The organism is Streptomyces sp. NPDC042201, assembly GCF_055582185.1.
Window position 1 is genome coordinate 155,951 of the sequence record NZ_JBVJDS010000001.1, and the last position, 15,359, is coordinate 171,309.

The window sequence follows — 15,359 nt, forward strand, 5'->3', positions numbered from 1 at the left end:
CATGGCCTTTGTCGCCATCTACGACGCCAACGTGCTCTATCCGAGCGTCTTACGTGACGTCCTCATCCGTGTCGCCGCGGCGGGCCTGGTGCAAGCCAAGTGGACCGAGGCCATTCTTGATGAGACGTTCCGGAACCTCATGGCCAACAGGCCTGACCTCGATCCGGACAAGCTGGACCGGACGCGGAACGCAATGAAGGGGGCCATCCGGGATTGTCTGGTCATCGGGTACGAACCACTCATGAGCGCGATAGAGCTACCCGATCCCGATGATCGGCATGTGTTGGCTGCGGCGATACGCGCAAGGGCCCAGGTGATCGTTACGTTCAACCTCAAGGACTTTCCGCAAGAAGCGCTAGCTCCCTGGGATGTGGAAGCCATCCACCCCGACGCGTTCCTTGAAGCGCAGATCGGCCTCAACCCGCAGATCGTGTATGCGGTACTCCAGTGCATCGCTGACGGCTGCAAGAAGCCGCCACTGACCGTCGCAGACCTCATCGAGAGCCTGGAACGGACCGGCCTGGTGGCTTCAGTCGCCGCTCTGCGGGCCCTGAACTGACAGCTGCGGCCCCGTGCACCCTGCCCAACGTTTCAGGGCGGGGTACACGCCGCCCTCATGGGGGACGCTCTTTCGTGGCGATGGCTAACCATCCCGATGACGACAGCCTTGGCGGCAAAGCGGGTGATTACCTCACCTCTGCCCCCGGACCGTGATCGGGCTTCGCCGACGGCGCGGAGGGAGGCGGGCGTGGCGCCTGGTCGTCTCTGCGGCGCGGCCCATGGGGTGGGTGGGATAGTCGTCGTGGGCTGGGCTTTTGCGGGCATCGTCGTCGGACGCGTCCAGGGGCCCTGGTGCCGTATGGCACCAGGGCCCCTGGGGGAACAACACCATCTGTCGGCCTACTGCTGCGCCGACTTACCGTTTCCGCACGTCCGTCTGGGAGGACCGGGGTGCGGGGATCGCGGATGCGTGACCGGGGACCACCTTCCATTCCGGGGCCTGCGGTACCCGAGCGGCTACAACCTCGCCCGGGCGATCCTGATGGCGTCCGCCTCCTTCTTTCCTACCTGTTCCTTCTTGCCTACCTGTCGTACTGCTGGAACTGCTGGACTGCTTGCGGCCCCTCTGAGCCGCCGGCCCGGCTGTCAGTGGCGGGGCCCCTGCGTACCGTCCGGGCCCCGCCACTCCACTGCCGTGCCACAACCTGCTGGACCTGCATGCGCGGCAGTTCGTCTCTGCCGCGCCTCACTTGCCGTCTTGGCTACGGACAGAACATTAACCTCGACAGGCACCCATGTCTACTCTCGCCACAACAGATTTTCTGCCAGCCCGGAGGCGGTGATTCTGTCCCCCGCGCATACTGGAAGCTGTATCGAATGTGCCACTCCCGGGTGTCTGAACGCCGGAAGAACGGGCACCCTTCCCCTCCTGAGCGGTACAACCGATACAGGTGGGGTGTACGCGCATGAACCACACGAAGAGCACCAGCAGGCCAGCCCCCACACCCATCGTGGTGCGGGGAGACAGCGCCGCCGGCGTCCACCGCGTCCGGGACATCGTCCGCACGTTCACCGGCGGCCTCGCCCCGGCGCCGGACTCCGATACGGCGGAGAGCCTCGTCCTCGTGGTGTCCGAACTCGTCACCAACGCACTGCGTCACGGTGGTGGCCGATACACCCTCGTACTGTCCGCCGGAGCCGACCTCGTGCATGTCGCCGTCAGCGACCCCAGCCCCACGCCTCCGCGCGAACGCGCGCCCGACCTGAACGGCGGCAGCGGCGGTTTCGGCTGGCACATGGTCCGCCGGCTCAGCCACCGCCTGGCCATCACACCGGGCCCCGGACCCGGCAAAACCGTCCACGCCCAACTCCGCCGGTAGCGTCCCGGCACGCAACCCCGGCCGCCCGACCGCTCCGACCGCTCCGGCCGCCCGACCTCGCGGCTCGGACCAGGCCGGAAATAAATATCTGATGCGGCAAGTGGAGAAATAGCCACCGCGCGGCGTGATGAGTTCTGCGGCCTTGACGTTGAATTACAGAAAGTCGTCCCGCATCGCCGCTCGGGTCGTGTTACTGTTGATCCCAGTTGCAGTTGTGGTTCCCAAAGACTTCAAGTGCCCTCATTGGTCTCTGTACCGGTGAGAGCACTTTTGTATTTCCGGTGCTTTCCGGACGGGGTAATCATCGCGGCGACGCGGGGCTCGCACAGTGCGGGCCCCGGGTAATGCCCCGAAGGAGATTGACATGGCTACTGGCACCGTGAAGTGGTTCAACGCGGAAAAGGGTTTCGGCTTCATCGAGCAGGACGGTGGCGGCGCTGACGTGTTCGCCCACTACTCGAACATCGCCGCCTCCGGCTTCCGCGAGCTGCAGGAAGGCCAGAAGGTGAACTTCGACGTCACGCAGGGCCAGAAGGGCCCGCAGGCCGAGAACATCGTTCCCGCCTGACGCTGACGCGTACACGAGCTGGGGCCCGCACCTTGGGGTGCGGGCCCCAGCTCGTTCGTCTTTTGCGCTCCACGAGCCGTGACGGCTCCACGAGCGGCCAGGGGACGGCATGCACCCGACCGTGATTCTTTCCGGCGGACCGCCGCCTTTTCGAAGCACCGAGTCTCCTATTCGGCCTCGCTTCATTTCGTTTTTCTTCGGCCCGTTCTTGCGATTCCTCCTGCGGCCCCTTGCTGCCGGGAATTCCTCGATACGTGCCGCATCGAGGAAGGTTCCGAATGAACCGCACAGCACGTTCGAACGACCGTTATTCCCGCACTCGTACCGGCGGGTCCGCCGGCTACGGGGGCTCCGCCGGCTCCGGCGGCTCCGGCAGGGGTGGCCGCTTCGGTGCCCAGGCCTCGGGCCGCTCGGGTGGACAGGGCCGTTCGGGAGCCCCCGGCCGCTCCGGCGGTTACGGACGACGTCCCGCCGCGCTCCAGGGCGAGTTCGCCCTTCCGGTCACCATCACCCCGGCCCTGCCCGCCGTCGCGTCCTTCGCGGAGCTGGGCATGCCGGCAGAGCTGCTGGCCACCCTCACCGCCGAGGGCGTGACCGTGCCGTTCCCGATTCAGGCGGCGACGTTGCCGAATTCGCTGGCGGGCCGGGATGTGCTGGGCCGGGGGCGTACGGGGTCGGGTAAGACGCTGGCTTTCGGGCTGGGTCTGCTGGTCCGTACGGCGGGGCAGCGTGCGCAGCCGAGGCAGCCGGTGGCTCTGGTGCTGGTCCCGACGCGGGAGCTGGCCCAGCAGGTCACCGACGCGCTGACGCCGTATGCGCGGTCGCTGAAGTTGCGGCTGGCGACGGTCGTGGGCGGTATGTCCATCGGGCGGCAGGCCAGTGTGCTGCGTGGCGGGGCCGAGATCGTCGTGGCGACGCCGGGGCGGCTGAAGGATCTCATCGAGCGGGGTGACTGCCGGCTGGACCAGGTTGCCATCACGGTGCTGGACGAGGCCGACCAGATGGCCGACATGGGCTTCATGCCGCAGGTCACCGCCCTGCTCGACCAGGTGCGGCCGGAGGGGCAGCGGATGCTGTTCTCGGCCACCCTCGACCGTAACGTCGACCTGTTGGTGCGCCGTTACCTGCACGACCCGGTGGTCCATTCGGTCGACCCGTCCGCGGGCGCTGTCACCACGATGGAGCACCATGTGCTGCATGTGCACGGCGCGGACAAGTACGCGACGACCACCGAGATCGCGGCCCGTGACGGCCGGGTCCTCATGTTTCTGGACACCAAGCACGCCGTCGACCGGCTCACCGAGCACCTGCTGAACAGCGGGGTACGTGCCGCCGCGCTGCACGGCGGCAAGTCCCAGCCCCAGCGCACCCGGACGCTGGCCCAGTTCAAGACGGGTCATGTCACGGTGCTGGTGGCCACCAATGTCGCGGCCCGGGGCATTCACGTCGACAACCTGGACCTCGTGGTCAATGTCGACCCGCCCAGCGACCACAAGGACTACCTGCACCGCGGCGGCCGCACCGCCCGGGCCGGGGAGTCCGGCAGTGTCGTCACGCTGGTCCTGCCCAACCAGCGCCGCGACATGAGCCGCCTGATGGCCGACGCCGGAATCACCCCGCAGACCACCCAGGTCCGCTCCGGCGAGGCCGAACTCAGCCGCATCACCGGCGCCCAGGCCCCCACCGGAGTCCCCGTCACCATCAGCGCACCGGTCACCGAACGCCCCAAGCGCGACGGTTCTTCCTCGCGCGGACGGCGCAGCCGCCCCGGCCAGGCCCGACGCTCCGCGGTCTCGTCCCAGCGACGTTCCTCGCTCGGCACCGCGGCCTGAGAGCCTGTCGGGTGACCTGAGCACGGCCCGGACGGATACGTCCGGGCCGTTGGTTCATCCCGCCACGATGTGGCGTCCGCGTTCTCTCCCGCTGATCCGCCGCCGGTCCGCGATCCGCTGCCGGCCTTCTTCTCGATCCTGTTGAGGCACTATGCGCTGCGTCATCGCCCGCTTCCCCTTCGACCTCGTCAAGAACGACGTACAGGCGTCCATGAAGGGCATCAAGCCGGAGCCCATCACGGGCGAGTCCGTGATCATCGGCCGCCGCCACTACCCGGTCAAGCAGGTCGGTGAAGTCATCACCCGCCAGGACCGTCGCGACTTCACCGCCGGGGAAGTGACCCGGGCACTGACCCGCCTCGGCTTCACCTGCCGCTCCGCCCCCACCCTCGCGCCCGCCGCCGCCCTCACCCCGCTGCAGACCGCGGCCGCGCTCCTCGGAGCCACGACAGCCGCGTAACGGGCTACGCAGGACAGAGAGGCTCGCACGGTGCGAGCTCCTGAGCACTTCCTTGAGGAGGTACGACATGGCTGCCGGCACCGTGAAGTGGTTCAACCCGGCAAAGGGTTTCGGGTTCATCGAGCAGTCAGACGGGGGCGCCGACGTGTTCGCCCACTACTCGAACATCGCCGACCGAAGCCTCCCGGGGCTACGGACAGGTCAGAAGGTGGAATTCGAGGTCACGCCGGGGCTCGAAGCCCCGTACGCGGAGAACATCGTTCTCGTCTGACGTCGCAGCACCTTGGGGGAGAGCGGCGTCGAGGGGACAGGCCGCTCCCCCCGGGACGGGAACCGGGCCCGCAAGCCCGCACAAAGGTGGATCAACGCGTGAACGGCCTCCAGGCGGTGGCGTTCATATGGTTAGACTCTCGCGACCGCACTGGAGACGCAGGGGAGGAAGCGGCTGATGGGGCAAGTGAGAAAAGTCGTGCTCTATGCGCTCGCCGTCTTCGTGCTGTACACGATCATCACGTCGCCTGCCCGGGCCGCTGATCTTGTCCAGGTAGGGTTCGAGGGCATTTCGAGCGCCGCTCAGGGCGTCGGCCAGTTCATGTCCGAGCTCATTAACTAGCCCGGACGCTCGGCAACTGGCCGGGCCGCTCGGCCGACAGCCAGGATCGTCCCCCAAGGAGTGCCCGTGATCCGCCACCTGGTCCTCTTCAAGCTCAATGAGGGTGTCTCGCGCGACGAGCCGCGTGTGATCGCCGGTGCGCGGGCCTTCGCCGAGCTCGGCGGACAGGTGCCCGAGCTGGAGTTCTGGGAGTGCGCCTGGAACATCAGCGACCGGCCGATCGCCTATGACTTCGCCATCAACTCCGCCGTCGCCGACCGGGATGCGCTGCAGCGCTACCTCGACCACCCGGCCCATCAGGCGGGCGTCGGCCAGTGGCGGGAATTCGCCACCTGGGTGATCGCCGACTACGAGTTCTGAGCCCTCCGCTCCCCCTGCCCCACACCCCTCGGGTGTGGGGTTTTTGGGCTTAATGCCCCAACTTGCCGTCAACACGGTGTTATCTGGTGCTTGCACACAGTGGACATGTCTTGTGATGCTATGACCGCTTTTGACGGATGAGTTGACCGTAGTCGACCGCTAAGGGGTGGCGTGACCGTGCCGGCCAGTACTACGCCTCAGGTGCCGCCCCAGATCGAGACCGAACCCCGCCCCGCGACCCAGAGCCGGGGAGCGGACACGAGGGCGCTGACGCAGGTGCTGTTCGCCGAGCTGAAGGAGCTGGAGCCGGGCAGCCAGGAGCACACCCGGGTACGCGGAGCGCTCATCGAGGCGAACCTGCCGCTCGTCCGCTACGCCGCCGCCCGGTTCCGCAGCCGCAACGAGCCGATGGAGGATGTCGTCCAGGTCGGCACGATCGGCCTGATCAACGCCATCGACCGGTTCGACCCGGACCGCGGGGTGCAGTTCCCGACGTTCGCGATGCCGACGGTCGTCGGCGAGATCAAGCGGTACTTCCGCGACAACGTACGGACGGTCCACGTGCCGCGCCGGCTGCATGAGCTGTGGGTCCAGGTCACCGGTGCGACGGAGGACCTGACGACCGCCCATGGCCGCTCCCCGACGACCGCGGAGATCGCCGAGCGGCTGAAGATCTCCGAAGAAGAGGTACTGGCCTGCATCGAGGCGGGGCGTTCGTACCACGCGACCTCACTGGAGGCCGCCCAGGAAGGTGACGGGCTCCCCGGCCTGCTGGACCGGCTCGGCTACGAGGACCCCGCCCTGGCCGGGGTCGAACACCGCGATCTGGTCCGCCATCTGCTCGTACAGCTGCCCGAAAGAGAGCAGCGGATCCTGATGCTGCGCTATTACAACAACCTGACGCAGTCACAGATCAGTCAGGAACTGGGCGTTTCCCAGATGCACGTGTCAAGACTCCTGGCCAGAAGTTTCGCCCGACTGAGATCCGCAAATCGGATCGAGGCGTAACCCTCCCGGGCACATCACGAGTAAATCCACTCCGGTCCCACCTCCCCCGCCGAAAAGCCCCACACCCTCCCTTTCCTGGACGAATGCAGCTCCCACTTGTCGACATGTCACTACAGCGTGTTGCCGACATGTGACATTCTGCTGGAACCGCGTTTGCCGCAGCCCCACCTCCGGTATTCAGGTGGAGGCTGCGTTCCTCCGACGGGAGCGGCCGACGCGACCGTCCGCGACCTTAAGGGGGTGGCATGTCCGTAGAACAGGGCAGCTCGAAGGTGCTCACGCTCACGAAGAGCGCTCCCGCGCCCGATGCTCTCGACCACGTGGTTCAGCCACGCGTGTCCCAGCCGGAAGCCATCGACACCCGCACTCTGTCCCGCTCCCTGTTCCTGCGGCTAGCCGTGCTCGACCAGGACAGCCCCGAGCGCACCTATGTACGTGACACCCTCATCGAGCTGAATCTGCCGCTGGTGCGCTATGCCGCGGCCCGGTTCCGCAGCCGCAACGAGCCGATGGAGGACATCGTCCAGGTCGGCACGATCGGCCTGATCAAGGCGATCGACCGGTTCGACTGCGAACGGGGCGTGGAATTCCCGACGTTCGCGATGCCGACCGTCGTCGGCGAGATCAAGCGCTTCTTCCGGGACACCTCGTGGTCGGTGCGCGTGCCGCGCCGGCTCCAGGAGCTGCGCCTCGCGCTGACCAAGGCCAGCGACGAGCTGGCGCAGAAGCTCGACCGCTCGCCGACCGTCCCCGAACTCGCCGCCGTACTGGGCGTGTCGGAGGAGGACGTGGTCGACGGTCTGGCCGTCGGCAACGCGTACACCGCCTCCTCGCTCGACTCGCCCTCGCCGGAGGACGACGGCGGGGAGGGCTCGCTCGCGGACCGGCTGGGCTACGAGGACATGGCGCTGGAGGGCGTCGAGTACCGCGAGTCGCTCAAGCCGCTCCTCGCCAAACTCCCGCCCCGCGAGCGGCAGATCATCATGCTCCGGTTCTTCGCGAACATGACCCAGTCGCAGATCGGCGAGGAGGTCGGCATCTCGCAGATGCATGTCTCGCGGCTGCTGACCCGTACGCTCGCGCAGCTGCGGGAAGGGCTGATCTCGGACTAGTCCCTGGAGGGGCGCTGGGCCTCGGACTAGTGCCGTGGCTGGCAAGCTGTAGCCGGCTCGTGCTTGGCAGGCGGGGCCCCGCCTGCCCAACTCCGCTCACTTCCATGCGCCTTGGTGGTCAGTCTCGGCCCGGTCGGCCGCGCCTGCGTGAGCCGTGGCGGATCGGGGCGGATCCGGCGGCGCCGGCCCGATGATTTCGCGCCGCTCGCCCGGTCTTCCTTCCGACAGCACACGCGTCGAGAAGGCAGACCGATGACGAACCTGCGCGACATCCTGGATCAGCACGTCAGCAACGGACCGGTGCCGGGAGCGGTGGGCCTGGTGGCCCGCGGCGACCGGATCGAGGTGGAGGCCGTCGGCTCTGTCGACATCGACGGCTCCTCCCCGATGGCCAGGGATTCGATCTTCCGCATCGCTTCGATCACCAAACCCGTCACTGCCGCGGCGGTGATGATGCTGGTCGAGGACGGCCTGATCGCGCTGGACGACCCGGTCGACCGATGGCTCCCGGAGCTGGCGTCACCGACCGTCCTCCGCACGCCGGCCGGACCGGTCGACGACGTGGTCCCGGCTGCCCGGGCGATCACCGTGGTCGATCTGCTCAGCTTCCGCGCCGGGTATGGCTTCCCGTCCGACTTCTCGCTGCCGGTGATCCAACTGTTGTTCAGCGAGCTGCGCCAAGGGCCACCGCAGCCGCAGCATGTCGCGGCGCCGGACGAGTGGATGGCGACGCTGTCCCGTATTCCGCTGCTGCACCAGCCGGGCGACGTCTGGCTGTACAACACCTGCTCCGACATCCTCGGCGTGCTGATCGCGAGGGTCTCAGGGCGTCCGTTGCCCGAGTTCCTGGCCGAGCGGCTGTTCGAGCCGCTCGGCATGGTCGACACCGGATTCGCAGTTCCGGCCGCCAAGCTCGACCGGTTCACCAGCTACTACCGGCCCCTTCCCGAGGGCGGTATCGAGCTGGTCGACGCTCCCGACGGACAGTGGAGCAGCCCGCCGGCGTTCCCGTCCGGCGCCGGCGGCCTGGTCTCGACCGTCGACGACTGGCACTCCTTCGCCCGGATGCTGCTCGCCGAGGGAATTGTCGGCGGACGCCGGCTGCTGTCGGCCGCGTCGGTGCGACAGATGACCACCGACCACCTGACCCGGTCCCAGCGCGAAGCCAGCGGGCTGTTCACGGAGGGCCAGGGATGGGGTTTCGGCGGTTCGGTCGACGTCGCGGCCATCGATCCCTGGAATGTGCGGGGACGCTACGGCTGGGTCGGTGGCACCGGAACGGCAGCGCACATCACCGCGTCCACCGGCGCGGTGGCCATCCTGCTGAGCCAGCTGGCAATGGCCGGACCGACCCCGCCCGCTCTGATGCGGGATTTCTGGCGGTACGCGGCCCAGGCCTGAGGCCGCCGCCGGGTGCCTCAGCGCCGGGCGCCGGGCACTCCAACACCCCCGCGGACCCCGCCCATCGTGCGTGCTCCCGGGCGGGGTTCCGAAGGGAATCAGGCGAAGGGCATGAGGCGAAAGAGGTCAAGCGGAGGGGATCAGGCGAAGGCCAGCCAGGCCACCACGGCCAGGATCACGACGACCGCGACGACGCCGACGATCAGTCCGACCTTCGGTCCGCTCTGCGGAGGCGCCTGCCGACGCTGCGGCTCGCCGTCGTCGACAAACGCACGGAACATCTGGGTGCTGCCCGCGGGGTCGGGATTGCCCTCGGGGCCCTGCGGGGCATGGGGGTTGTGTGCCATGGGGCAGGACCCTAGCGAACGCGGCGTTCCCGCCCAACCCCGGGCCCACCCCCGCCTCCCCCTAACCGCCACAAATCGGGGCCGGTCGCCCTCATCACCCAGGCCAGGCGCCCTCCCTCGACTCTCCTACGTCCTCCCGCGCCCCTCACACGCCCTCCCGCACCCTCCCGCGCGAGGCATTGACCCCGTCCATGCGAAGCCTTTTGGGTTCCTTTACTCCGCTCGGCCCGATTTCGTTTGCCTGCAGCAACCAACAGCTTCTATGGTTCTATGGTTGCCCTAAGCAACAAGATGTCGGGAGGGCCCATGGCCGCAGCAAGGAGTCAGTACGCGGAACTGGCCCGACAGCTCAGTGCCGTCGGCGTCGTCAAACGAGGCCTGGCGCGCATCCTGCCCGCCGAGTGCCCGGCCGGCTCGGCCGCCGTGCTGACCCTGCTGGAGCGCCACGGCGAGATGCGGATGAGCCGCCTCGCGGAGCTGCTCGCCGTCGACATGTCGGTGACCAGCAGGCATGTCGCACACACCGCGGAACGGGGCTGGATAGAGCGGTCCCCCGACCCCGCCGACAAGCGCTCGCGCATCCTGCGGCTCACGCCGACGGGACAGGACCTGCTCGACGAGCTCGTCCGGCGGACGACCGAGATGTTCGCGCGCACGCTCGACGACTGGACCGACGACGAGGTCGGCCAGCTCAGCACGATGCTGGAGCGGCTGCGCGGCAGTTTCGGCGACTGCCGGGACTGGCGCTACGAAGATTCGTACTCCCGTACACCCATGCGGCAAGAGACGTAAGACAAGGAACTCAATGGCTACGACCACACCAACGGGTGTGCGGGGCGGCCACGCCAAGCACGGGGGCGACCCCGCTTCCGCGACCGGCGCGCCGATGACACACCGTCAGATCATGGAGGCGCTCTCCGGGCTGCTTCTGGGCATGTTCGTCGCGATCCTCTCGTCGACGATCGTCTCCAACGCGCTGCCCGAGATCATCTCCGACCTCGGCGGCGGCCAGAGCGCCTACACCTGGGTGGTGACCGCTTCGCTGCTCGCGATGACGGCGACCACCCCGCTGTGGGGCAAGCTCTCCGACCTCTTCAGCAAGAAGCTCCTGGTCCAGATATCCCTGATCATCTATGTGACGGGTTCGATCGTGGCCGGCCTCTCGGTGAACGCCGAGATGCTGATCGCCTGCCGGGTGTTCCAGGGCATCGGCGTCGGCGGTCTCTCCGCTCTCGCCCAGATCGTGATGGCCGCCATGATCGCCCCGCGCGAGCGGGGCAGGTACAGCGGCTACCTCGGTGCGACCTTCGCCGTCGCCACCGTCGGCGGCCCGCTGCTCGGCGGTGTCATCACCGACACCTCGTGGCTGGGCTGGCGCTGGTGCTTCTACGTCGGCGTCCCGTTCGCCGTCATCGCCCTGATCGTGCTCCAGAAGACCCTGAAGCTCCCGGTCGTGAAGCGCCAGGTCAAGGTCGACTGGTCCGGTGCCTTCTTCATCAGCGCGGCCGTCTCGCTGCTGCTGCTCTGGGTCACCTTCGCGGGTGACAAGTACGACTGGGTCTCGTGGCAGACGTACGTGATGGTCGGCGGGGCGATCCTGCTCGGCGCGATCTTCGTCTTCGTGGAGTCGAAGGCCAGCGAACCGATCATCCCGCTGCGTCTCTTCCGTAACCGTACGATCACCCTGGCCTCGCTGGCCTCGCTCTTCGTCGGTATCGCGATGTTCGCGGGCACGGTCTTCTTCAGCCAGTACTTCCAGCTGGCGCGCGACAAGTCGCCGACGATGTCCGGTGTGATGACCATCCCGATGATCGGCGGGCTGTTCATCTCCTCCACCGTCTCGGGCATGATCATCACCAAGACGGGCCGCTGGAAGGTCTGGCTGGTCACCGGTGGTGTGCTGGTGACGGCGGGCCTCGGGCTGCTGGGCACCATCCGGTACGACACCCCGTACTGGCACATGGCGATCTACATGGCGGTGATGGGCCTCGGCGTCGGCATGATGATGCAGAACCTGGTCCTCTGCACGCAGAACCAGGTCTCCCCGCAGGACCTCGGCGCCGCCAGCTCCACCGTCACCTTCTTCCGCTCCCTGGGCGGTGCGATCGGGGTCTCGGCGCTGGGCGCGGTGCTCGGCAACCGGGTCACCCACTATGTGAAGGACGGCCTGGCCGACCTCGGCCCGCAGGGCGCGGCCCTTGGCCACGCCGGGACCGGCGGCGGCGCCATCCCGGACCTGGACACGCTGCCCGCCCCGCTGCGGACGGTCATGGAGATGGCGTACGGCCACGGCGTCGGCGATGTCTTCCTCTACTCGGCTCCGGCCGCGCTGCTCGCCTTCCTGCTGACGCTGTTCATCAAGGAGGTCGCGCTGAAGACGCGAGCCGGCGGTGACACGGCGGAGACCGCCGTTCCCGTATCCGCGGGGGCCACCGCGGCGGTCGGGATGGCTGCCGGGACTGCCGCCGGGACCGCTGTTCCGGCGCCCGCGATGACTGCCGCGATACCGGCCCAGGCCGGAGCGCCAGGGCCCCTGGGGGCGGAGCCGCTCGCAGCCGCAGCACAGGCCACAGCGATCCAGGGCATCGCCGTACGAGGTGTGGTGCTCGGCTCCGAGGGCACGGCCGTGCCCGGCGCGGCCGTCACCCTGATCTCCCTGGCCGGCCGCCAGCTGGCCCGCTCGGTCGCCCAGCCCGACGGCGGCTACGTCCTGGACGCGCCGGGCTCCGGCTCGTACGTCCTGATCGCCTCTGCCGACGGCTTCCAGCCGCAGGCCTCCACGGTGGTCGTCGGTGACGGGCCGCTCGGGTACGACATCCTGCTCTCCGGTACGAGCGGCCTCACCGGATCCGTGCGCAGCGCGGACACCGGGCTGCCGATCGAGGGCGCGATGGTGATCGTGACCGATGTGCGCGGCGATGTGCTGGCCACCGGGAAGTCCGTCGAGCAGGGTGAGTTCGCCTTCGGTGAGCTGATCCCCGGGTCGGTGACCGTCGCGGTGAACGCCGCCGGCTTCCGGCCGCTGGCCCTGCCGGTGGAGATCGGCGGCCACGGCGTCACCCGTATCGAGGCGGTCCTGCAGTCCGGCGCCCTGCTCCAGGGCACCGTCAGGGCGGGAGCTGCCCGGCGCCCCGCGCCCGACGCCCGCGTGACGCTGATGGACGCGGCCGGGAACGTGGTCGCCACGGCGACGACCGGGGAGGACGGGGCGTACGCCTTCGCCGACCTGAACGCGGGCGACTACACGGTCATCGCGACCGGATACCCGCCGGTGGCGGGCGCCCTGACGGTCACCGGCCGCGGGGTCGACGGCCACGACATCGAGCTCGCCCACCCCGGCGAGTAGCCAAAACCCCCCGGACGGCGCGGCGCTTTGTAGCGGGGCGGCGCGTGCGTCCGGGGCGGACATGGGCCCCGGTGGCGGGGGCGGCGGGCAGGGACGGCCTGCCGCCCCCGGGCCGGGGCCCGGTTCTTGACGAGATCAAGGAGAGAGAACGGGATGGGACTTCGCGGACAGGTACGGACGAGGGACGGCTGGGCGGTCCAGCACGCGATCGTGACCATGACCGATATGACCGGCGCTCAGGTGCTGCGGGTGCCGGCCGACGAGGACGGGGCGGTGCGCGCCGACATGGCGCTGGCGCCGGGCCCGTACACCGTGATCGTGACGGCCGTCGGATACGCACCGGTCGCCTCCACCGCGCTGGTCACGGCGAGCGGCCGCGCCGAGGTGGGCACGGTGGTCCTGGCCCGGCAGGGCGGGGCCGAGCTGCCACCGCCCGGCGTGTGGAGCCTGGACCCGGCGCACTCCTCGGTGAGCGCGGTGGCGCAGCATCTGGGGATCTCCAGCGTGCACGGGCGGTTCAAGGAGTTCGGCGGACGGATCGAGATCGTCGAGGCCGCCGGGGGCCATGAGCGGTCGCGGGTCGACGCGGTCATCGGCGCGGCGAGCATCGACACCGGCAACGCGCTGCGGGACAAGCACCTCAAGTCGCCGGACTTCCTGGACGTCGAGCGCTTCCCGGAGATCACGTACCGCAGTACGGGGCTGACACCGGCGGGTCACGACCGCTGGACGGTCCACGGGCAGCTGTCGCTGCACGGGGTCGTACGCGAGGTCGATCTGGAGCTGAGCTATCTGGGCACAGGGCCCGATCCGTGGGGAGGCGTACGGGCGGCCTTCCGCGCGACCACGGAGCTGCGCCGCGAGGACTTCGCGATGAACTACAACCAGGTGGTGCAGGCGGGGATCTCGGCGATCGGGACGACGCTGCGGGTGGAGCTGGACATCCAGGCGGTCCAGGGCGAGGGTCTGCCGGTCGCTTAGGCCCTGTTCGCCAGGTCCTCTTCACGCGGGGCGGTCGCTCCGGCCGGGTGGCGTGAGGCGGGCGCGCATGTGGAGTCGTCCCGGCGGCCGGGCGGGCGCGGAGGTCGTAGGCTGCGGACATGGCCCCGAATATCGCAACGAATACCGCCGTTGACCTCGAAGAGCTGCTGGAGTTCGTACGCCCCCGGCACCGGGCGATCCTGCTGACCACCCGCTCCGACGACCGCCCCCAGGGCTCGCCCCTCGCCTGCGGGGTCGACGATTCGGGCCGGATCGTCGTCTCCACCTACCCGGAGCGCGCCAAGACGCGGAACGCCAAGCGGGACGAGCGGGTGAGCGTGATCGTCCTGTCGGACGACTGGAACGGTCCGTGGGTGCAGATCGACGGCACGGCCGAGGTCATCGACTGCCCGGAGTCGGTGGAGCCGCTGGTGGAGTACTACCGGAACATCGCCGGCGAGCACCCCGACTGGGACGAATACCGCGAGGCGATGGTGAGGCAGGGGAAGTCCCTCATCCGCATCACCCCGACCCGCTGGAGCCCCCTCGCCACCGGCGGCTTCCCGGCCCACCTCGCCCCGAAGGACTAGGTCCGGACAGGGCTTAGGGAGCCTGCGAGGCGTGTTCTAGCCTCGGGCGCGCATCGTCTCGATGCCGGCGATCAGGAGTTCGAGCGCGAACGTGAAGTCCCGTTCGCGCATCTCCTCCACCGTGTCGCCGCCGCGCGCCTCCATCAGCTCGCCTGCGCCCTCGAACAGCCTCTGGAAATGCGGCTGTTCATTGATCGTCCCCATGGCCTGCCGGTAGTACTCGTCCTGGGTCAGCCCCGCCTCGGCGCAGCGCTGCACGAAGTGGCCCTCGATCGTGCCGAAGCCGTACACGAACTGAAAGACCGCGGCGAGCGCGCCCATCTGGCCGTGCGGCGCCAGGCCCGTACGTCCGACGACCGCCTGGACGGCAGCCGAGAAGACCATCGAACTCGGTCCGATGTTCAGGTACTTGCCGATCAGCGGCGATACCCACGGGTGGCGGACCAGCACCGACCGGTAGCTGGCGGCCAGTTCGCGCATCTGGTCGCGCCAGTCGGCGGTCTCGTCCGTCAGATCCGGGACCTGGACCTCGCCGAAGACGGAATCCAGGGCGAGTTCCAGCAGGTCGTCCTTGGTGTCGACGTACCAGTAGAGGGACATCGCCGTCACACCCAGCTCCCCGGCGAGCCGCCGCATGGAGAACTTCGCCGGGCCCTCCGTGTCGAGCAGCCGCACCGAGACCGCGATGATCCGGTCGCGGTCGAGCCCGGCGGGCTGGTCGGCCCCCTGATCGGACCGCTGGTCCGCACGTTCGGAGCGTTCGGGGCGTTCGCTCTTGCGGCCACGGGCCGCCGGCTTCCCCTCTAGCCATACGCTGGTCCGGGTCGGACGCTTGGCGCGATCGGCTTCCGACACCATGGG

General features: G+C 68.8%; 17 protein-coding genes. 15 read left to right on the plus strand and 2 right to left on the minus strand.

Annotated elements, in window-relative coordinates:
• The first annotated feature begins 1 nt into the window (after position 1).
• From ACZ6MZ_RS00640 to ACZ6MZ_RS00690, 11 genes are all read left to right on the plus strand, one after another.
• Positions 2-559: a VapC50 family PIN domain-containing toxin gene (locus ACZ6MZ_RS00640; RefSeq protein WP_384177961.1), complete on the plus strand. Its 558-nt coding sequence runs from the start codon at positions 2-4 to the stop codon at positions 557-559.
• Between the two features lie 907 nt (positions 560-1,466).
• On the plus strand, positions 1,467-1,880 hold the full coding sequence (locus tag ACZ6MZ_RS00645) for an ATP-binding protein (RefSeq protein ID WP_469348952.1): 414 nt from the start codon (positions 1,467-1,469) through the stop codon (positions 1,878-1,880).
• A 364-nt stretch (positions 1,881-2,244) separates the two neighbouring features.
• Positions 2,245-2,448, plus strand: a complete 204-nt coding sequence (locus ACZ6MZ_RS00650; protein ID WP_319684733.1) for a cold-shock protein — start codon at positions 2,245-2,247, stop codon at positions 2,446-2,448.
• Between the two features lie 278 nt (positions 2,449-2,726).
• Positions 2,727-4,280 (plus strand): DEAD/DEAH box helicase, encoded by a 1,554-nt coding sequence (locus ACZ6MZ_RS00655; protein WP_469348954.1) that lies wholly within the window; start codon positions 2,727-2,729, stop codon positions 4,278-4,280.
• Positions 4,281-4,431: 151 nt separating this feature from the next.
• On the plus strand, positions 4,432-4,740 hold the full coding sequence (locus ACZ6MZ_RS00660) for an SCO5918 family protein (protein WP_384177971.1): 309 nt from the start codon (positions 4,432-4,434) through the stop codon (positions 4,738-4,740).
• Positions 4,741-4,807: 67 nt separating this feature from the next.
• Entirely contained in the window at positions 4,808-5,011 is a 204-nt protein-coding gene (locus tag ACZ6MZ_RS00665) for a cold-shock protein (protein WP_384177974.1), read from the plus strand.
• A gap of 177 nt (positions 5,012-5,188) precedes the next feature.
• Positions 5,189-5,353: a hypothetical protein gene (locus ACZ6MZ_RS00670; protein ID WP_384177977.1), complete on the plus strand. Its 165-nt coding sequence runs from the start codon at positions 5,189-5,191 to the stop codon at positions 5,351-5,353.
• Positions 5,354-5,419: 66 nt separating this feature from the next.
• The gene (locus ACZ6MZ_RS00675) at positions 5,420-5,713 is read left to right on the plus strand and encodes a Dabb family protein (protein WP_384177980.1); all 294 of its coding nucleotides are present in this window, start codon (positions 5,420-5,422) and stop codon (positions 5,711-5,713) included.
• A gap of 177 nt (positions 5,714-5,890) precedes the next feature.
• Entirely contained in the window at positions 5,891-6,721 is an 831-nt protein-coding gene (locus ACZ6MZ_RS00680) for an RNA polymerase sigma factor SigF (protein WP_384177984.1), read from the plus strand.
• 245 nt (positions 6,722-6,966) lie between these two features.
• Positions 6,967-7,833: an RNA polymerase sigma factor SigF gene (locus tag ACZ6MZ_RS00685; protein WP_030349953.1), complete on the plus strand. Its 867-nt coding sequence runs from the start codon at positions 6,967-6,969 to the stop codon at positions 7,831-7,833.
• 252 nt (positions 7,834-8,085) lie between these two features.
• Positions 8,086-9,234, plus strand: a complete 1,149-nt coding sequence (locus tag ACZ6MZ_RS00690) for a serine hydrolase domain-containing protein (protein ID WP_389790414.1) — start codon at positions 8,086-8,088, stop codon at positions 9,232-9,234.
• A gap of 140 nt (positions 9,235-9,374) precedes the next feature.
• Here the strand turns inward: ACZ6MZ_RS00690 and ACZ6MZ_RS00695 are convergent, their stop codons facing one another.
• Positions 9,375-9,581 (minus strand): hypothetical protein, encoded by a 207-nt coding sequence (locus tag ACZ6MZ_RS00695; RefSeq protein WP_384177991.1) that lies wholly within the window; start codon positions 9,579-9,581, stop codon positions 9,375-9,377.
• Positions 9,582-9,887: 306 nt separating this feature from the next.
• On the opposite strand from ACZ6MZ_RS00695, the gene ACZ6MZ_RS00700 reads away from it, so the two are divergent.
• The 4 genes from ACZ6MZ_RS00700 to ACZ6MZ_RS00715 all read left to right on the plus strand — a co-directional run bounded on the left by ACZ6MZ_RS00700 (position 9,888) and on the right by ACZ6MZ_RS00715 (position 14,498).
• Positions 9,888-10,373, plus strand: coding sequence for a MarR family winged helix-turn-helix transcriptional regulator (locus ACZ6MZ_RS00700; protein ID WP_384177994.1), 486 nt, complete (start codon positions 9,888-9,890; stop codon positions 10,371-10,373).
• Between the two features lie 94 nt (positions 10,374-10,467).
• Positions 10,468-12,927 (plus strand): MFS transporter, encoded by a 2,460-nt coding sequence (locus tag ACZ6MZ_RS00705; protein WP_469349616.1) that lies wholly within the window; start codon positions 10,468-10,470, stop codon positions 12,925-12,927.
• Between the two features lie 153 nt (positions 12,928-13,080).
• Complete coding sequence (locus ACZ6MZ_RS00710; protein WP_389790410.1) at positions 13,081-13,908, plus strand: YceI family protein; 828 nt, start codon at positions 13,081-13,083, stop codon at positions 13,906-13,908.
• 119 nt (positions 13,909-14,027) lie between these two features.
• A complete protein-coding gene (locus ACZ6MZ_RS00715) occupies positions 14,028-14,498 on the plus strand; it encodes a PPOX class F420-dependent oxidoreductase (RefSeq protein ID WP_469348958.1) in 471 nt (156 codons plus the stop codon).
• Positions 14,499-14,534: 36 nt separating this feature from the next.
• Here the strand turns inward: ACZ6MZ_RS00715 and ACZ6MZ_RS00720 are convergent, their stop codons facing one another.
• On the minus strand, positions 14,535-15,356 hold the full coding sequence (locus ACZ6MZ_RS00720) for a TetR/AcrR family transcriptional regulator C-terminal domain-containing protein (RefSeq protein WP_469348959.1): 822 nt from the start codon (positions 15,354-15,356) through the stop codon (positions 14,535-14,537).
• Positions 15,357-15,359 lie beyond the last annotated feature (3 nt).